Origin of the sequence: Cutibacterium porci (genome assembly GCF_009696315.1) — a bacterium.
Taxonomy (GTDB): domain Bacteria; phylum Actinomycetota; class Actinomycetes; order Propionibacteriales; family Propionibacteriaceae; genus Cutibacterium; species Cutibacterium porci.
In genome coordinates this window covers 1-18,868 of the sequence record NZ_VUMG01000002.1, presented here as the reverse complement: position 1 = coordinate 18,868, position 18,868 = coordinate 1, and the positions used below count along the sequence as shown (strand labels likewise).

At 57.3% G+C, this 18,868-nt stretch carries 17 protein-coding genes; all 17 read right to left on the bottom strand.

What is annotated here, in order from left to right:
• Positions 1-20 precede the first annotated feature (20 nt).
• Complete coding sequence (locus FYJ43_RS03930; protein WP_154562302.1) at positions 21-380, bottom strand: hypothetical protein; 360 nt, start codon at positions 378-380, stop codon at positions 21-23.
• Complete coding sequence (locus FYJ43_RS03925; protein ID WP_326833329.1) at positions 365-1,282, bottom strand: ParA family protein; 918 nt, start codon at positions 1,280-1,282, stop codon at positions 365-367. Before FYJ43_RS03925 ends, FYJ43_RS03930 begins: the two co-directional genes overlap by 16 nt.
• 89 nt (positions 1,283-1,371) lie before the next feature.
• A complete protein-coding gene (locus tag FYJ43_RS03920; protein WP_326833328.1) occupies positions 1,372-2,292 on the bottom strand; it encodes a site-specific tyrosine recombinase XerD in 921 nt (306 codons plus the stop codon).
• A complete protein-coding gene (locus FYJ43_RS03915; protein WP_326833327.1) occupies positions 2,289-2,948 on the bottom strand; it encodes an NUDIX hydrolase in 660 nt (219 codons plus the stop codon). Before FYJ43_RS03915 ends, FYJ43_RS03920 begins: the two co-directional genes overlap by 4 nt.
• Complete coding sequence (locus tag FYJ43_RS03910; protein WP_326833326.1) at positions 2,945-4,633, bottom strand: CTP synthase; 1,689 nt, start codon at positions 4,631-4,633, stop codon at positions 2,945-2,947. Before FYJ43_RS03910 ends, FYJ43_RS03915 begins: the two co-directional genes overlap by 4 nt.
• Positions 4,634-4,888: 255 nt before the next feature.
• A complete protein-coding gene (gene recN / locus FYJ43_RS03905) occupies positions 4,889-6,568 on the bottom strand; it encodes a DNA repair protein RecN (RefSeq protein ID WP_326833325.1) in 1,680 nt (559 codons plus the stop codon).
• Positions 6,565-7,500, bottom strand: a complete 936-nt coding sequence (locus tag FYJ43_RS03900; RefSeq protein WP_326833324.1) for an NAD kinase — start codon at positions 7,498-7,500, stop codon at positions 6,565-6,567. The genes recN and FYJ43_RS03900 overlap by 4 nt, the downstream gene beginning before the upstream one ends.
• 39 nt (positions 7,501-7,539) lie before the next feature.
• On the bottom strand, positions 7,540-8,277 hold the full coding sequence (locus FYJ43_RS03895) for a TlyA family RNA methyltransferase (RefSeq protein WP_326833323.1): 738 nt from the start codon (positions 8,275-8,277) through the stop codon (positions 7,540-7,542).
• A gap of 139 nt (positions 8,278-8,416) precedes the next feature.
• A complete protein-coding gene (locus FYJ43_RS03890) occupies positions 8,417-10,129 on the bottom strand; it encodes an ABC transporter family substrate-binding protein (protein WP_195839896.1) in 1,713 nt (570 codons plus the stop codon).
• The gene (locus FYJ43_RS03885) at positions 10,122-12,275 is read right to left on the bottom strand and encodes a dipeptide ABC transporter ATP-binding protein (RefSeq protein ID WP_154562298.1); all 2,154 of its coding nucleotides are present in this window, start codon (positions 12,273-12,275) and stop codon (positions 10,122-10,124) included. Before FYJ43_RS03885 ends, FYJ43_RS03890 begins: the two co-directional genes overlap by 8 nt.
• Complete coding sequence (locus FYJ43_RS03880) at positions 12,275-13,246, bottom strand: ABC transporter permease (protein WP_154562296.1); 972 nt, start codon at positions 13,244-13,246, stop codon at positions 12,275-12,277. Before FYJ43_RS03880 ends, FYJ43_RS03885 begins: the two co-directional genes overlap by 1 nt.
• Positions 13,243-14,229: an ABC transporter permease gene (locus FYJ43_RS03875; RefSeq protein WP_154562294.1), complete on the bottom strand. Its 987-nt coding sequence runs from the start codon at positions 14,227-14,229 to the stop codon at positions 13,243-13,245. The genes FYJ43_RS03880 and FYJ43_RS03875 overlap by 4 nt, the downstream gene beginning before the upstream one ends.
• Before the next feature lie 234 nt (positions 14,230-14,463).
• On the bottom strand, positions 14,464-15,084 hold the full coding sequence (locus FYJ43_RS03870) for an energy-coupling factor transporter transmembrane component T family protein (protein ID WP_154562292.1): 621 nt from the start codon (positions 15,082-15,084) through the stop codon (positions 14,464-14,466).
• Entirely contained in the window at positions 15,081-15,821 is a 741-nt protein-coding gene (locus FYJ43_RS03865; RefSeq protein ID WP_326833322.1) for an energy-coupling factor ABC transporter ATP-binding protein, read from the bottom strand. Before FYJ43_RS03865 ends, FYJ43_RS03870 begins: the two co-directional genes overlap by 4 nt.
• The gene (locus tag FYJ43_RS03860) at positions 15,818-16,396 is read right to left on the bottom strand and encodes a biotin transporter BioY (protein ID WP_326833321.1); all 579 of its coding nucleotides are present in this window, start codon (positions 16,394-16,396) and stop codon (positions 15,818-15,820) included. Before FYJ43_RS03860 ends, FYJ43_RS03865 begins: the two co-directional genes overlap by 4 nt.
• 53 nt (positions 16,397-16,449) lie before the next feature.
• Positions 16,450-17,448: an HAD-IIA family hydrolase gene (locus FYJ43_RS03855; RefSeq protein WP_326833320.1), complete on the bottom strand. Its 999-nt coding sequence runs from the start codon at positions 17,446-17,448 to the stop codon at positions 16,450-16,452.
• On the bottom strand, positions 17,445-18,668 hold the full coding sequence (locus FYJ43_RS12005; protein WP_195839895.1) for a tetratricopeptide repeat protein: 1,224 nt from the start codon (positions 18,666-18,668) through the stop codon (positions 17,445-17,447). The genes FYJ43_RS03855 and FYJ43_RS12005 overlap by 4 nt, the downstream gene beginning before the upstream one ends.
• Positions 18,669-18,868: the final 200 nt, after the last annotated feature.

Below are 18,868 nucleotides of genomic sequence, written 5' to 3'. Positions count from 1 at the left end.
ATTTTCTGTCCTTAACGTATTCAGTCAGTCGCGAGGAGACGGGCGAGAGCGGAGTCCTCGCCGTTGTCCTCAAAGTCGGCCAGGGCCATTGCCACTGAGGCACGCACAATTCTGCCTCGGTCAGCATTAATTCCCTGCGATTTCATGGTCAGCCTCGCAGTCTCCAGAGCAATGAGCTCTTCGGTCGAGACGTAGACCGTAATCTTCTCATCGTGGCGCACTCGCCCACTACCGCCACGATTCTCACGGGAGGAGACGTCCTGAGACGTCTTCCGTGTTTTGAGCGCCTCCGGCTGTTGAACAGCTTTACCCGGTTCGTGATGACCGGATGTGGGACGGAAGAGCTCACTAGCCCCTGGCAAGCTCACTCGGCGCGGCATCGGGCCAGTACCTCCTTAGCTAAGTCACGGTAGGCCTGAGCCCCCGGGGAGGAGGACGCATAGCTCGTGATGGGCTCACCGGCGACGGTCGTCTCGGGAAACTTGATCGTGCGCTTAATGACGGTATGGAATACGGCGTCACCAAAAGCCTGAACGACGCGCTCCATGACTTCCCGTGCGTGAAGGGTACGCGGATCAAACATGGTTCCGAGGATGCCGAGAATCTTCAAATCGGGATTGAGGCGGTCCTGAACTTTCTCGATGGTGTCAGTGAGCAAAGCAATACCGCGCAAAGCAAAGAATTCACATTCCAGCGGCATAATGACGTAATCGGAAGCGGTCAGTGCGTTAATGGTGAGCAGACCTAACGATGGCGCACAATCAATGAGGATCATGTCGTATTCACCGCGGACTCGGTCGATAACCCTTTTAAGGGTCTGCTCGCGGGCGACCTCACTGACGAGCTGCACCTCAGCCGCTGACAGGTCGATATTGGCCGGTAAAAGATCCATGCCCTCAGTTTCAGTAGGCTGGATGACCTCGTGGACGTCGTCTCGTGGCGACATCAGCAGAGTGTAAATCGACTCTTCGAGAGTGTGGGGGTTGATTCCTAACCCCACCGAGAGGGAGCCCTGCGGATCGAAGTCCACCAACAAGACCCGCCGTCCGTACTCAGCGAGTCCCGCTCCCAGATTGATCGTTGTCGTCGTCTTGCCAACGCCACCTTTCTGGTTACACATCGAGATGACGGTGGCGTGTTTCGGTCCATCAGGGACTGGCATCGGCTCGGGAAGATCAGGAAGCGGGCGTCCAGTCGGACCGATCGAGTTCTCGGCAGCTTCTTCGGCCTCCCGTCCCGGACCGGGCACACGGAACAACGGTTCGGGGTCTGTCTCGGACACGTGGTGACCTTCCTCTCGACGTCACGGCAGCACTACGCTCGCATTAACGATAGTGGGCACAACTGACAACTACACCCACCCTCACGACCTTAGACGGCACGAGGGTGCGACGAGCGGTAGACCTCTCTCAGGTGGTCTGCCGTCACTAGCGTGTAAATCTGCGTCGTCGTCACCGATGAATGTCCCAGCAACTCCTGCACAACGCGGACATCGGCACCGCCATCCAAGAGGTGAGTGGCGTAAGAGTGCCGAAGACTGTGCGGAGACAAGTGGTCGACGTCAAGCCCGGCAGCCTCACCAGCACGGCGGATGATTGCCCACGCTGACTGTCTCGACAGCCGTCGACCGCGGGTATTAAGCAGCAGAGCATGGTCCCCGTTGCCCGACTGGGCCCATACCGGGCGGCCTCGTACCAGCCAGGCATCAACAGCCTTAATCGCGTAGCTACCTATCGGAACGATCCGCTCTTTGTCCCCCTTACCGATGAGTCTCAGACCAAGATCCGGGGTATCTAGCACCGGACGGATGTCGTCAACGTCGAGGGCACAGACCTCCGAAACTCGCGCCCCTGTGCCGTAAAGCAATTCCAGAAGTGCAGCGTCACGGAGCCCCTCCACAGTGCTCGTATCGGGTGCCGAAAGGAGCGCTTCAACTTGGTCCATCGTCAACGCCTTAGGAAGGCGACGGGACGGTGTTCCTGGCGAGACCCCGGCGGTGACGTCGCTGTGGGCTTGATCGGATTCCACCGCGAAACGGTGCATATTTCGTACCGCAACGATGCAACGCGTCACAGATGCCGGGGCGAGGCCGATCTGATCCAGAGAGCGCCGGAATTCCTCAACGTCGATACGGGTCACCTCGGCTAACGATGCGATTCCCCGGGAACTGAGAAACTCTTGGTAGCGCCGCAAATCACGTCGGTATGCCTGCACCGTGTTATCAGAAAGCCCTCGTTCCACCACGAGGTGACGCAAATAATCCTCGACTTCACCACTAACAGACAACGTCACTGCGCAGTGACCCCGTTGATACCGCCAAGACGTTCCCGAATCGGCCACGGCGAATGAGCAGAACGTAACTGATTCATTCGATCCGTGCGACGAGCCAGCTCCAAGGCCATCACTCCCGCTACCAGAGTCGGAGACTGGCACTGCCCGGCATAAATCGCCTCGACAAGGTCATCCAGCGGCTCCCATCCAGCCTTCATCGACACTTCCTCGCCCTCGAGGACGAATCCGTCAGGGCGAGGCACCTCATGCAAACCGCGAGCCAAGTAAATCCGCAACGACTCCTGACATCCACCCGGCGTGGTGACGACATCGACGAGAACCCGCCAATCATCCGCCGATAGCATGACCTCCTCGGCTAATTCACGTTGGGCAGCCTCCAGAAAGTCCTCTCCGTCAATATCGAGTAGACCAGCAGGCGGCTCGACCAGCGCCATGCGCACCGGGTGACGATACTGCCTCACGACCGCGATACGATCCTGGTCGTCAAGGGCGATAATGCCTACCGCGCCGGGATGACTCGTGTACTGACGGTTAATCCGCTCTCCGGCCGGAGTCACGACGACATCATCAATGAAATCGCACACCCGCCCTGTGGCCTTCACCTGATGGTTAACAATCTGCCAGCACTCATCCTCGTCCCAGCGCTTCTGACTCACTTGTTAGCCTCCTTTGTACCGGTGTCCTTGGCAGCAGTCTTTGATACTGCCGAGGCGTGGCCAATAGCTGCTGCGACGAGTCCACGAAACAGCGGGTGAGCATGGGTTGGACGCGACTTCAGCTCAGGATGGGCCTGGGTGGCCACAAAGTACGGGTGGATGTGACGATCCAGCTCCACGAACTCGGCGAGACCGCCATCCGGTGACGTACCGCTAATGCGCAACCCGGCCTGCTCCAGACGGTCTCGGTAGGCGTTGTTCACCTCGTAACGGTGCCGATGACGTTCGGTGACTGTCGTGGTGCCATACAACTCGGCGACAAGTGAATCCTTGGCAAGCTTGGCCGGATAGGCGCCCAGGCGCATCGTTCCGCCCAAATCTGCCTTCCCGGAAACCGCCTCAACCTGCTCTGCCATCGTCGCGATGACTGGATTTGGCGTTTGTGGGTCGAACTCGCCTGATGCGGCATCCTCAATCCCGGCCAGGTCGCGAGCAACCTCAATGACCGCACATTGCATGCCCAGACACAGACCCAGGAAGGGGATCTCATGTTCGCGGGCATAGCGGATGGCACCGATCTTGCCCTCAACACCACGGATACCGAACCCACCAGGGACACAGATGGCGTCAGCGTCTTTGAGCTGTTGGGCGGCACCTTCAGGGGTAGCACAAGAATCGGAGGCCACCCACATCACGTTGACCTTCGCCCTATTAGCGAACCCACCCGCACGCAGGGCCTCAGTAACAGATAGGTAGGCATCAGGCAGATCGATGTATTTGCCAACTAACGCTACAGTCACCTCACTGCGCGGTTTCCGAACGCGATCGAGCAAATTATCCCAGGTTGTCCAATCGACGTCACGGAAGAAAAGACTCAGCTTTTGCACGACGTAGGCATCAAGACCCTCGCGATGCAACACCTTCGGAATGAGGTAAATCGACGGAGCATCGGGACACGAGACGACAGCCGGACCCTCGACGTCGCACATGAGGGCAATTTTTGACTTGATGCCCTTACCCAACGGACGCTCAGAGCGGCACACGATGGCATCAGGCTGAATGCCGACCTCACGCAATGCGGCGACCGAGTGCTGAGTCGGCTTGGTTTTCATCTCGCCGGAAGGCTTGATGTAAGGAACAAGCGAAACGTGCAGGAAGAACACGTTCTCGCGGCCAATCTCGTGCCGCACCTGGCGAGCAGCCTCAAGGAACGGCAGAGACTCGATGTCGCCGACGGTGCCACCGATCTCGTGAATGACGACGTCGGGGTGACCCTCCTCCATCGCCAACATGCGTTCCTTGATTTCGTTAGTGATGTGGGGGATCACCTGGACGGTGTCTCCCAGGTAGTCGCCTCGACGTTCCTTCGCGATGACGGCCGAGTACACCTTGCCAGTGGTCACATTGGCCTGTCCCGACAGATTCTCATTGAGGAAACGCTCATAGTGGCCGATATCGAGGTCAGTCTCAGCGCCGTCCTCTGTGACAAAGACCTCACCATGCTGAAACGGGTTCATCGTTCCAGGATCCACGTTGAGGTAAGGATCCAGCTTCTGCATTGTGACCTTCAGGCCACGCGCCTTCAGAAGCGACCCGAGAGAGGAGGCCGTGAGCCCCTTTCCCAGGGAGGAGACGACCCCTCCAGTGACGAAAACATGCTTGCTGCAGTGATTGTCGGTGCCCACGGACCTTCAGCCTAACGGATCACCGCGACTTCGGGGCAAGCCGCCACGACCGTTCCACACTCGTCACTCAGAGGTTCATAGCGAATCTGTCCGGTGAACGTCGTCGATCGACGGACCGGCGTGAATGAGCTCTCATTGCTATTTATCGAGCAATGCTACGAGGTCGAAAAATCACCCCATGGCGACAAGGAACGCACTACAAGAATGCATTATCAATTGTGTCTGACAACATCGAGAGCGTCCGTGATGCCGCCATTACTTAATCTGGCCCGCCTCGCGTAGCAGGTCGTGAGCATGTTCAAGCCCGGATTCTGAATCCACCATGCCGCTCATCATCCGAGACAATTCGATTTCCCGATCCGATCCAGTAACCTCACGCAGCCCCGAGCTAGTGACGGCCCCGTCGGAAGCCTTCGTAATGACGACATGCGTGTCCGCGAAGGCAGCTACCTGGGCCAGGTGAGTGACGACAATGACCTGATGACGCCTTGCTAACTGACGCAACCGTCGTCCAATCTCTATGCCAACTGCGCCTCCGACGCCTGAATCAATTTCATCGAAGACAAAGGTTTGCGGTGTCTGAGTCTGAGCCGCGACAACCTCTAAAGCGAGTCTCACCCGCGACAATTCGCCGCCCGAGGCTGCCTTGGCTAACGGGGCCGGATCAGCGCCAGGGTTCGCCGCCAACATGATCGTCACCGAGTCAGCACCGCGTGGACCCATCGGAGCAGGCTCAACGCGAAACTCCAATCGGGCATGTGGCATCGCTAACGCAGCCAACTCAGGGCGCACCTCAGCAGCGAGGCGAACGGCTGTCCGGCGGCGCACTGCACTGATGTGATCGGCAGATTGCCTCAACTCGGATCGCAGCTGTTCAACCTGCCTCCCCAAAGACTCAAGATCCGTCGCGGCAGGGTCAATTTCGGCAAGTCGCCGTCGGTCTGCGGCAGTGGTCTCAAGCAGGTCTTGGAGAGTGGTAGTCCGCGACCTCAGCAATCGTTGGATAGCCGCCAACCGACCTCCCAACTCTTCAAGCCTCTGAGGATCAGCGTCAGCCCGAGCGGCATGACTCGCAACTGACGCCGCCAGCTCGGTGAGGTCGTACGACATCTGACGGACACGCTCGGCCAGCTCAGCAGCCTGGGGATCTGCGTCTCCGGTGCCGTCCAACTCGTGCACGGCCTGTTCCAGCAGTGCGAGTGCTCCCGGCTGCGGGCCGGTCGACGTCTCCACACCGTTGAGCAGAGTGTCGGCGCGTCTCAGGGACTCTCGAATCGACTGAGCAGCCTGTAATCCCGCCATCTCAGCAATAAGGTCGTCGTCCTCGTGAGGTTTGGGGTCAACAGCGTCAACCTCGCCAACTCGGCGCGTAAGCACTTCCCGTTCCATCTCAGCACCGGCGCGATCGGCGTTGAGGCGGCGCAGGAGGTGGGATGCAGCGCGAAACTTCGACCACAATTGTGCGTGCCGATTCAGGTGATCGGACAGTTCATCTGCCGCAGCACGATCAATGACGTCGAGCTGACGCGACGCGTCAACCAACCGCACCTGCTCAGACTGGCCATGAATGGTCACCTGCTCACCGACAATGTCAGCCAACTGGCGAGCAGTGACTTGAGCCCCTCCCAGCAGCGCTCGGGAGCGACGGGTGGTGATGTGTCGAGCGCAGATTACCTCGCCGTCCTCGACTATCCCGCCAAGCTCACCGATGCGATCGCCAGCAGAAGCGTCGAGAACCGCTTCAACGACAGCACGATCGCAGCCATGTCGAACTAATCCTGTATCGGCCTTGTCGCCGAGCAACAACCCGATACCGGTGACCACCATCGTTTTTCCGGCACCAGTTTCACCAGTGACCGCAGTAAGTGCCGATGACGGTTCGAGGACTGTCTCATCAATGACACCGAGCCCACGGATACGTACACTGCGTATCACGACGTCTCCTCTGGGTGATAACGGTCACGGCCTTGACGCCACCCACTGACTGGGAGCTCAAATTTCTTGACTAGACGCGACGTGAAGGGCTGCGCCGCCAGACGAGCTATCCGTAACCGATCGGGATGACGAACGACGGTAATTCTCTCCCCCGGCCGCACAGTGCACGAGCGGCGGCCATCGCACCACAACACCGCTGATTCCGAACCGTCAGGTTGGATGTCGAGATCTACTCGAGCAGCTGGGCTCATCACCAGGGGGCGAGCGAATAGAGCGTGGGCGCTCAACGGCACCATGAGCATGGCATCCAAGTCGGGCCACATTACCGGGCCTCCCGCCGAGAACGCATAAGCCGTTGACCCGGTGGGGGTTGAGACCAAGATTCCGTCGCAACTCCAGCGTTGCACTGGTAGCTCGTCAACAGACGCAAGAACGTCGAGCATGCGCCGTCGTGCAGCTTTCTCCAGCGATAACTCATTGACGGCAAAGGAGCTCCAGCGATGTTGTCCAGAATGCTCGGTGACGGCGATATTGAGCACGAGCCGGTCTTCGACCGTGTAGTCACGTGAGCACACCTTGTTCACCAGATCCGCCATGTCAGAGCGCTCTAGCTCAGCCAGGAAACCGACGTGGCCAAGGTTGACGCCGATCATGGGAACATGGCGAGGCAACGACCATTCAGCAGCTCGCAAGATTGTGCCATCGCCACCAAAAACGACAACGACCTCTGCCTGGTGGGTGAACTCTGCGAGACCTTCAAGATTGATCCCTGGCAATTTGGCCGTCATCAGCTCCATCTGATCGTCGGGAACCGCACAACCGATGTCTCGCCTTGCTACTTCCGATATAAATTCGGCGGCCGCATCAAAGGCATCGTCCCGCGTGGCATGGGTGACGACGACAACATATCTGGATGGCCTCGTGTCGTTCACAACACCACAGTAGCGGCAGGTAACCTCCACAGACGTTCGTCACCGATCCATACGTTCCAGCACAACGAAGTGTTCGATGTTCCCGTCCTGGCCGGGCAACGGACTGTCACATTCGTCGCGCATACGCCACCCAAGATCTCTCGCCGCTGCTATCACCCTTGCGACAGCTTGAGAGCGCAATGTGGGGTCTGTGACTACGCCGTGCGCTCCCACGGCTGCGCGCCCGACCTCGAATTGAGGTTTGACCAGTAGCACCATGACGCCGTCTGGGCTGACAACGGACGCCATAGGCTCCAGGATCATCGTCAAGGAAATAAACGAAACGTCTCCGACAACGAGGTCCACCGGCTCGATAAAGCCGTCGACTGCCAGATCGGCAGGCCGCAGGTCGCGCAAATTCAAACCTTCATGAACAATGACGCGAGGATCGTCGCGCAATACCGGCGACAGCTGGCCGTGACCGACGTCAACAGCATGAACCCGTTCGGCACCGCGCGACAGCACAACTTGTGTGAAACCCCCGGTGGATGCCCCGGCATCAAGCACCGTTGGCGGCACGCTGACGCCGAGCGTATCCAAGGCACCAATAAGTTTGTACGCAGCGCGACAGACCCACACCTCTTCCTCGGCGACCAGCGCGTCGGTGGCCTTCACTTTCATCGCCGGTTTCGTGGCGACTATCCCATTAACCGTCACTCGGCCTTCATGAACTAACCGGGCGGCGAGAGTGCGCGAACGTGTCAGTCCGGCTTCGACAAGGGCCTGGTCGAGTCTCACGAGGACAGATTGCCACGTCCATACCCGGTGCCTCCAGCGACGACGCCATCATCCGCTACGACGACAGGCGTAGCGAGGGCGGCCCGTTGTCGAGCCGCCCTCACAATCGGTTATTTCTGTGGGATCAGGAACGATGACCTCACTTCCCGTCTTTGTGACCCTTCATCCAACCGACCATAGACCAGTCAATTGACTGGAACATTGACGGACCATAATTGGCCAGATATTTGTTGACGGCGCTGATGCTAGGACCGTTCCATACCGGGATCATGGCATAGCAGGACTTCTGCCATTCAGTTTCCAGTGCATTGACAGCCGCATCGCGCTTCTTATCGTCAATGATGTGGGTGACGTCATCGGCCTTCTTATCGAAGCCCTTAGGGCTGCAACCAGTCATGTTGCCAGCATCCGATGTGAAGTACTGCGACGGCTGGTCTGAAAGAACGTTTCCAATAGAGTATCCCATAGAAACGATACCGAAGTCCTTCTTTTCCATGGTGACGTTAAAATCTTGTTCGCCACGCTGGTCTATTTTGGCATCGAATCCAGCATCGGTGAGTTGCTTCTGGTAACGTTGCACGATAGCATTAATCTGAGGGTCATCGCCAAAATTAGTCAACGAGAAGGAAACTTTCTTCCCATTCTTCACCCACATGCCGTCGCTGTTTTTCTTATAACCGGCGTCAGTCATGGTTTTTTCGGAAGCCTTAGTGTCATATTTAACCGGAACATTATCCTTATACTGAAGCTGGATGGGTAAACTCATCCACGAACCGGGAACCGACTCGGACCAATTCAGCCCCTGAAAGCGGGTAGCTGCCAGCTTCGAGCGATCAGTAGCTTCATATATCGCCTTGCGGACATTGACGTCAGTCAGACCATCAGCCTTGGTATTAAGTACATATCCAAAAACACCCGCCTGCTGCCCTCGCCGGAATTCATTATTAGGAACCGTAGAAGCTTGCTTATAGCGACTCGGGGTACTAGCACCCACGATGTTGATCTCGCCGTTCTTGTACGCCGATAGGGACGCCTGCGAGTCGATCTGGCGGATAACAATCTGATCGAGGTGAGGCTTCTTTCCCCACCAGCGCGGGTTCGGAACCTCGACGATAGTCTTATTGGCCGCGTCGAACTTACCTACAGTAAAGGGGCCAGCGTACCATTCAGGATGAATCTGGTTAACGAATCCCTTGTTGAAGATATCCGGAGTGTTGATTTTCGGATGAAAGAAACCCCCGATAAGATCCTGCCACGCCGCATATTTCTGTCTCATCGTAATAATGACATGTCGAGAATCTGATCCGGCATCGACCTTCTCGACGGTATCCCATGGTTTCGTCTCAACAAGATCATAAGCTTTATTTTTCCCCGACAGCACATTAAACATATTCTTGACGGTATTGACGTCAAGCGGGGTGCCGTCATTAAACTTAGCCTTCGGGTTGAAGGTAAATTTAACCAGCTGCTTTCCATTCTCGGTGGTTGTCTCAGCCTCAGTGCAGAAGTCCTTGTCGAGGTTGTATTTGCCGTCAGCCGTCATCGTGAAGCAACCAGCCTGGTTGATAGCCCGCAGGACGACTGTCGTATCAGACGAGTTGCCGGCATTTGCCCAAGTATTGAAATTCGGGCCGAAACTGCCCACGAAGGTGCGAAGCGTGCCGCCCTGCTCCAAGTTACTGGCATCTTGCTTGTTGATAGAGACCAGCTTCGTTAAGTCCTGATTAGCCTTACCAGCTGCAGGGCCAGAACCTTCACCAGATCCTCCTGCACACCCGCTCATGGCCATCGAGGCGCACAAGCCCATAATGAGGGCTGAACTGATTCGTTTGGGGGTAGACACGTCAGTCACCTTCCTTCTCTAACGCGCGCCCCGGATGGCCATCGTGACCACCGGGAATACGACTTCCAATCTCCCCTGACTGCGGGAAGTGACAGGCGTGCAGCCGATCACGACCATCCGCAGTGAGTTCGGGACGTCGCGATGAACAGACCTTCTGCTCATCGGGGCCCAAGAGGGCGTATTGGGGGCACCGGGTGGCAAATGGGCACCCGGACAGGTCGTCGGTCGGAGAGGGCAAGTCCCCCGCAAGCACGACGCGCCGACGGTTCCGCTCAACCTGAGGATCGGGAACCGGGATTGCGGATAATAGCGCCCTGGTATAGGGGTGGCGGGGATCGTCGAAGACCTCATTAGTGTCGCCGATCTCAACGATGCGGCCAAGATACATAACGCCCACTCGGTCACTGATATGACGAATCACTGACAAGTCGTGAGCAACAATCAGATACGACAGCCCCAACTCGGCGCGCAATTGGTCAAGTAAGTTAATCATGCCGGCTTGAATAGACACATCCAGGGCCGATACCGGCTCGTCGAGAACCAGCAATTTCGGCTTGAGAGCAAGAGCCCGAGCTACACCGATCCGCTGACGTTGACCACCGGAGAATTGTGCAGGGAAACGGTTGGCCATGTCCGGAACGAGCCCCACCGTCCGCATCAGTTCGAAGACGCGCTCGCGGACCTTGTCCGGTGCCCATCCATGGGCCTGAAGCGGCTCAGCGAGGACCTCGTAAACAGTGAACCGTGGATCAAGTGCGGCCATCGGATCTTGGAAGACGATCTGCACATCTGCCCGCGAATCGCGCACAGCGGCCTTCGAACGATGATCTCGGCCACACACACTGATAGTGCCGGTCTGGTCACCCGCACGGTCCATGATCTCTAGCAATGTGGTTGTTTTGCCACAGCCCGATTCACCAACCAGAGCGAAGCACTCCCCCTGTCGGATATCGAAACTCACCCCATCTACAGCTTTAACTGTCCCAATGCGTCGCTTGACGATGGATCCTTTCGTGAATGGGAAATGACGCACAACATTTCTGACGTCGAGTACAGTCTCGCGCTCATCACGCGGCACACCATAGAACTGTCCCTGTGGAATAACCGGTGGCCTGAATACGTCGCGTGCATTGAGGCTCTGATCGCGCAATTCCTCGCCGCGGATACAGGCCGCCTGGTGGTTATCGGCTAATTCTTTAAGACGCGGAACCCTTTGATGGCATGCCTCTATGGCCAGCGGGCACCGTGGAGCAAATGAGCAGGCTGTCGGTTCCATTATGAGGTTAGGAGGATGTCCCTCAATTGGCACCAAAGCTTCGTCACGATGCTGATCGACGCGGGGAACAGCTGCCAACAATCCCATGGTGTATGGCATCCACTGATGCGTGTATAACTCGTCGACCTCAGCCTTCTCAACAGCCCTGCCGGCGTACATGATGATCATCTCATCAGCCAAACCGGCCAGAATTCCCAAGTCGTGGGTGATGAAAATGACTGCACACCCCGTCTCTTTCTGAGCCACTCGGATGAGGTCAAGTATTTGAGCCTGAATAGTGACGTCCAGAGCGGTTGTCGGCTCATCGCAAATAAGTACGCGCGGGTTATTGGCGATAGCGATTGCAATCATGACACGCTGTCTCATACCGCCGGAGAGTTGGTGCGGAAATGAGTCAATTCGTGTTTCAGGGGACGGAATACCCACGAGCTCAAGCAGCTCGATGACGCGATCTCGGATCTTCCTTTTTGACCACTCAGGGTTGTGGATACGTAGTGCGTCACTAATCTGACGACCAATGGAAAAGACCGGCGTCAACGAACTCAACGGATCTTGGAAAATCATCGCGATGTCCTTGCCACGATGGGCGCACATCTGCTTATCGCTGAGATCGAGCAGGTTGATGCCGTCTAACATCACTGTGCCGTCGGTCCGAGCCGTTGGGTCTAGTAGGCCCATAATCGACAACGCCGTCACAGATTTACCCGACCCTGATTCACCCACGATGCCGAGGGCTTTACCGGGATATAAATCAAACGACAGATCTCTGACAGCGTGAACGATGCCATCCTCGGTCTTAAATTGAACATTGAGATCCTTGACCTGCAGCACCGGCTCGGTCGTCGTGGCGCGCGTTGGTACGTGTGCTGTGGCTGCCATCAGGCGTGTCCTCCTGCATGTGAACTTGGATCGAAGGCGTCTCGCAGTCCGTCATTGATGAGTGCGAGCGGGCCCGTGATGAGCGCGAGCATGCACACTGGCGTCCAGAACAACCACGGGTAAGAAGACACCGCATCCGAAGACTGGGCGATCATGAGCCCCAGCGAGGTATCCGGAATCTTGATACCGATGCCGATATAGGAATAACTCACCTCCGCCAGGATGGCCCCCCAAATGCCGGTAGTGACGTTGAGGATTGTCAGCGAGGCGATATTTGGCACCAAGTGGCGCCAAATAATGCGAGGTGAACTCACGCCCATGTATCGGGCTGAGCGCACGTAGTCGAGGTTGACCAACGTCATCGCCATACCGCGAATGACACGGGCAGTCCCCATCCAGCCGAAGATGACGAGCATGAGAACAAGCACCGGCCATCCCGCGCTACGACCCGCCATAATGATGGCGATGAGAAGGAAAGCCGGGGCCATGATGAGCGTCTCGAGGAGAAACAGTAAGACCCGATCGACTATCCCGCCAAAGTACGCCATCGCGGTGCCATAGACAACGGCGATGACCGGGGTGATGACACCAACCAAAACACCGATAAGCAGGGACAATCCAGTTCCGTGTCCAAGTAACGTCAAGACGTCGGCACCGGCCTGGTTCGTCCCTAGCCAGTGATGTGAGCTCGGCGGCTCAGCTCCAATGACATTGGGATCGAGGTCATCGACACGATACGGACTGAAAATCATCACAGCGACGGCGAAAAAGACTACCAACACCAATACACATAGGCCAGCAACAGCCAGTTTGTTTCGGAAAAAGCGACGCGCGATAATCCGGTGCTTATTAAGGGGACGGAAATCCTCGGCGCCGTGTATATTGTCAGTCTCAATGTCCTCGCCGAGGTGAGGCCCAGCGTCAAAACGCGCGAGCTGGCCGAGCTCCCCTACAGGCTCTGTCCCGCTCATGACGTAAACCTCACTCTGGGATCGACCAGGGTGATCGAGAAGTCTGCCAGCAAAGCACCGATCGCAAAGACCACTGCACCGTATGCGACCATGGCCACCGCTACATTGACGTCTTGCTTGCCAATGGCGCTAATAGACCACATTCCCAGCCCTTGCCAGTTGAAGATCGACTCGGCAAAGAAAGACCCGGTGAATACCGCTGGAATTGTGAAGGCGATCGACTGAGCCACTGGGATAAACGACACCCGCAACGCATGGCGACGGATGGCCTGCGATCGGGTCAAACCGGTGGCGCGAGCAGTCCGCACAAAGTCAGTTGCAATGTTGTCTAACAGGTATTGACGCTGACCAACTTGGTACCCAGCCCAGCCAAAGATCGTCATAGCGACGGTCGGTACAACGTAGTGCTTCGCCAGGTCGAGAGCTCGGGGCCACAACCCGACCACTGTTGGATCATAAGTCCCTGTCACGAAGAAGACCTGGGATCCGCTGGCTTGATTGATAGCAACAGCCCCGAGCTGCACCAGCAAGTATGCAACGGGGGCCGGAAGAATGTACGTGAGGTACGACCATCCGGTAATCACACGGTCCGCTACCGAATACTGACGGGCAGCGGAAATGACGCCCAAGACAATCCCGATGATCAAGGTGAGAACGATCGAGACGATCTGAAGAGCAAAGCTGATCCACACTCGGTGTGCGAACTCGACGTTGACGAAGGTGGAATCTGGGCTACGGCCCCAGTCCCAATGCAGGACAACGGCCTTAAGCCATTCCCAATACCGTTGCGGAACTGACTTGGTCGGGTCGAGGCCCAATGTCGCAAGGCTATGCTGAACCTGTTCAGGAGTCGGACGAGGAGTGCGATCGAGCATTAGGTTGCCGGGACGAAAATACGAGCAGGCCAAGAAATAGGCAGCGGTCGTCGCTAAATAAGCCATGATGACGTACGTCACGGCGCGTTTGGCAAGGTACTTGAACATTCGTTACCCCTGCTCAACATCGAGCAGCGATACCGCCATATCCTCCCCGCGCCAGGAGCCCAGGGGTGGTCCAACAAGCGTCATCATCGTCTACCTCCTTGATAGGGCCCCAGAGAGGGCGACTGCCAACTGCGAACCAAGAACCTGGTGCGGTTAGCAGTAAGGCCTACGCAATGATGCGGGTCATCAGCAACAATATCTCATTATTCGATACGCAGTATCATTAAGAGGACGTTAGGACGGGTCTTCATCCCCCAAACCGCGGGCCTTGAGCGCCTCTCCCATCTCCAGAGCATGACCCACCGCCCCGACGAACATCGGGATGAGAAATCGCCAACTCGATCGTTCCAATCCCCGGGCTTTGGCGGCGTCCCTGACCTGACCGATTGATCCGAGCAGATACGGGATTGTGGTCCACATTAGGGCAATAGTGAGCGCAAATTTTTCTGGCTTAGCACCTAATGGCTGAAGAGGTCGAGCTAGAACAACCATGGCATCCATGAGCGCTCCGGGATCAGTGGTACACGTCACCAATCGGGCAATGTAGAGGCACGCGAGTAAACCGGCAACGTATATCACTCCCCGTTGCCAGGTCGTGAAAATACAGTGGTATGCGAGTATCAAGGCATTCGCGATCCATAACGGCAGACCTACGGACAGCGCCGTGCGCATGGACATTTTGGCAACCGTCACATCAATGATGACCGCCAATACCAGGCAGCCCAAAGAGAACCACCATTGTTTGACGAAAAAGGGCGTCACCCCGACAAGCACGACGAGGAGGTACTTCGACCAAACTGGCATACGGTGAGCGAGAGTGCTCCCGGCGCGGTAACCGCCTAAGAAGGCCGTCATCGACTCTTATCCTGTCCACCATATCGAGCATCGTGAAGCATCATCCGCGCCCGGTAGCCAGCAATAACTTCTCCCGGTGTGCCGTCATCAACTACTCGACCATCTTCGACAGCTAGGACACGGTCAAAAGACGCAGCCAATTCCAGATCGTGGGTACAACACAGGATCTGCTGGTCTAAGCGCTCGAATGCGCGACGCACCATCTCCCGGTTTCGTAGATCCAGCAAGGTCGTCGGCTCGTCAGCGAGGATGACTGATGGTTCAACCGCCAACACACTCGCCAGTGACACCAGTTGACGTTCCCCTCCCGATAGAGCATGCACGCTGCGTCCCGCAACGGTTTCTAGCCCTTGATCGGCGAGAATGCGGATCGCTGCTTCATGGCGTTCGGCACGGTCGCGAATGCGTTGTCGAAGAGACAGTTCAACGTCGGCAGCTGGAGTCGACATGACGAGTTGGCTCATCGGATTCGTAAAGATGTAGCCGACGTGTGATCGAGCCGCACGACCGTCTCGGGCCGGATCGATCCCGTCGACCGTGACTGTGCCACTCGTCGCCTCGACTAACCCGTTAACGAGCTTGAGAAGAGTTGACTTACCTGCCCCATTAGGACCGATAACAGCGACCCTACGCTCGGGTAGGGCGAGATCGACCGTTCGAAGAATTGTCACGCGACAGTGACGGCCCTCCACGTCGTACTCGTCGACGTCGACGCTGACCTGATGAAATTCAATCACGGCATAAGACGGGGAAAAGCGGTCAACACTGCAGTAGCGATGAGACAGGACAGGATTCCCTTAACTAGGTCGAACCCAAAAAAGGCAAGATTGGCGGTAACCGCTGCGTTGAAGCTCAGTTTCGCAAATCCCATCAGCCCCAAAATGCCGCCAACATAGGTACATGCTAAGTCCACCAGTACCACGACATAAAGCCACACTGGAAGCATCGACTTTCGTGGATGTTTCCGAAGCACGAGCGTCGCCACTGCACCCGCAATGAAGGCACCGATCAGCCAACCCCATAGAAACCCACCAGTAGGGCCGACTAAGACGCCAACACCACTCGCCCCACCGCTAAACACGGGCAGCCCCAGAGCACCGACAAGAATGTAAAGGCCAACCGCACATCCGCCACGGACGCTTCCCAGAACCATGGGAGTCAGCATGATGGCAATCATCTGAAGAGCGAAAGGCACAGCCCCCACCATGAATATTGGCGGAATGACGGCCAGCACAGCGATGAGCGCTGCGAAGACCGCGATGAGAGCCAGGTCTGTAGCCTGGAAACCTTTCGACATCGCGTTCCTTCCCACGACGAGAGAGCGGCCGTCCCGGTAGGCCGCTGATAGAACTAATTGAACACCGTTCAGTGAAGCTTGTCGAAAAGCCTCGCCGCATCGTCGGGAACAGTCGCATCCATCCCATAGACGAGGACCATCATGGCGGCAACAGCATCGAGCTGTCCGCACGCATCCTCAGGGACACCCTCAGGGCGGAGCGCCCGGTCCTCATCCAACGACACCGTGACGTCACCACACTGTGCGCGCTCGCCCGACATCACAACCTCGCGTTTGGGTTCAAACAACCCGGACAAATCGGCGGCAATATTATTCGGTCGATCCTCAGGTACAGCATTTAATAGGTCAGTGACGCCGTGAGCACCCGTGAAGACAAACAGTGAGTCAATTCCAATCGCATTGGCGCCACGAATATCCGTATCCAAGCGATCCCCAACAAAGATTGGTGACGTTGACCCTAAACGAGAAATAGTGGCGTCCAGCAAGGGGCGATAGGGCTTTCCAGCGAAAATAGGCTGAACGTCACAGGTTGAGGCAACAACCTGAAGTTGAGCACCAATTCCCGGAACAATACCGCGATCAGTTGGACGCGTGATATCTGGGTTGGCGGCATACCACCGTGCACCAGCTTGCAAAGCGAATCCCGCCTCCTCGAGTTTCGACCACGAAACCTGCGAGTCGTACCCCTGAATAACAGCGACCGGATCGTCTTTGGCGGATTCGACGGGCAGTAGCCCACGAGCTATCGCCTCCTCGCGTAGCGATTCGGTGCCGACGACAAGTACTCGCACCCCGGCAGGCAAACTACGAGCAGCGAGATCACAAACCGCCTGCGCTGACGTGACGACGTCGTCGGGGCACGTCGGGATGCCGATATCAGTCAGGTGTCGAGCAACGACCACAGCAGAACGCGCAGCATTGTTGGTGACGAAGCCAACCTTCACCCCACGACGCCGCAATTCAGCGATGGTGTCCGGGGCTGTCGGGACTGGGTTCGGTCCTAGATAAACCACCCCGTCCAGATCAAAGAGAACGGCATCATGACCATCGATGAGGGCACCGCTCACTGATCTGTTTCCTCACTCTCGTCGTCAATAAAAATCATGTCATCAGCCGGATCCCCGCTTGGCTCACGACCATCAATGATGTCAATGCGATCCTGGCTGTCAAGGAAATTCGCGGGATCATGCTTATCGGCGGAAGCAAACCATGTGCGAGCACCGGCCGTATCGCCGTCCTCCAAGAGCATTTCTGCGTAAGCATAATGCAGACGCGCAGTCGCTTCCGTGGGAGCCTTGAGATTCTTGACGGCATAACGGACGACACGAACCGCCTCGTCTCTTTGGCCAAGATCACGGCGCACACCAGCCTGCACAAGCACAAGCTCCACCCGCTGAGACGGACTGAGTCCCGCCGCCTCGCCTTCACGAATAAGCCGAAGTGCAGCCTGCGGACGTCCTAGTGCCCGCTCACAATCGGCCATCACAGGCAGGAAGTTATCATTTCCGGTCATACGGCGTAGGGCACGGTAATCGTTGAGAGCAGAGGCATATTCACCTGCCTGATACGCGGCTTCGGCAGCCACTTCACGTAAGACGGGCAAGCGCGGGGCCCGACGACGAGCAGCCTGAGCATGGGCATTAGCCAAAGCTGGGTCCTCATCGAGAAGTTCAGCAGCAGCTACCAAATGCCCCTCAATGATGTGAGCAGTATCAGCGGAAACTCCGCGTAACTCAGCACGTACCGCTGCCGGAAGAGCTTTCTCATCGAAATCAAGCGGCGCCATGGGCTCCTGAGAAGCCACAGTGCCATCCGATTCAACTGCGGGATTCTTCGTCGCGCCAGCTTCATAATGGCGAGCATCACGCGCGTGGCCATTTTTACGCAATTCCCGACGATCATCATCCTGACGGCCATCCCCGGCAAAATCTCGACGAGGCCGATCATCTCGACGAAAATCACGGCCCTCGCGCCACGGACGCTCAGAGTCACCACGCCTCGGCCTACCGTCCCAACGGCGCCCATTGCCGCGCCGAGATTTACGGTCGTCATCCCAACGACGCTCACCATCACCGCGGGGCTTACGGTCCCCATTCCAACGACGATCGTTGTCTCCTCCGCGGCGCGGACGGTCGCCATCAGACCACGACTGGCGGTCGCTACGACGGCCACGAGAATTCGAGTTCCAACCGCCGCGTCCACCAGATTTGCCGGACCAGCCGTTGCGCCTCGGGCCCGAGTGGCCTCCGCCGGGTCGACCGCTATGAGGGGAGGAAGAATCAGCCATGCTGATATTCTCCCGCACACATGGCCCTCATGGCGAACCGAGCTCTAGTCGTGTGTCCGCTATCTATCGTGGTTCGCGGTGTTGGGGTGGTGGGTTTCGGTAGTGAGGGTCTGGAGTTGGTGAGGGGGTTGCGGGGCACCCCCTGTCCCCTGTGCACGTGTCTTGTGGGTGTGTGCACACGCGCGTGTTGGACCCCACCC

Excerpts from the sequence above, each read along its gene's own strand:
- FYJ43_RS03875 (WP_154562294.1), bottom strand. The coding sequence starts at position 14,229 with ATGTTCAAGTACCTTGCCAAACGCGCCGTGACGTACGTCATCATGGCT.
- FYJ43_RS03880 (WP_154562296.1), bottom strand. The coding sequence starts at position 13,246 with ATGAGCGGGACAGAGCCTGTAGGGGAGCTCGGCCAGCTCGCGCGTTTT.
- FYJ43_RS03930 (WP_154562302.1), bottom strand. The coding sequence starts at position 380 with ATGCCGCGCCGAGTGAGCTTGCCAGGGGCTAGTGAGCTCTTCCGTCCC.
- FYJ43_RS03870 (WP_154562292.1), bottom strand. The coding sequence starts at position 15,084 with ATGACGGCCTTCTTAGGCGGTTACCGCGCCGGGAGCACTCTCGCTCAC.
- FYJ43_RS03885 (WP_154562298.1), bottom strand. The coding sequence starts at position 12,275 with ATGGCAGCCACAGCACACGTACCAACGCGCGCCACGACGACCGAGCCG.
- FYJ43_RS12005 (WP_195839895.1), bottom strand. The coding sequence starts at position 18,668 with ATGGCTGATTCTTCCTCCCCTCATAGCGGTCGACCCGGCGGAGGCCAC.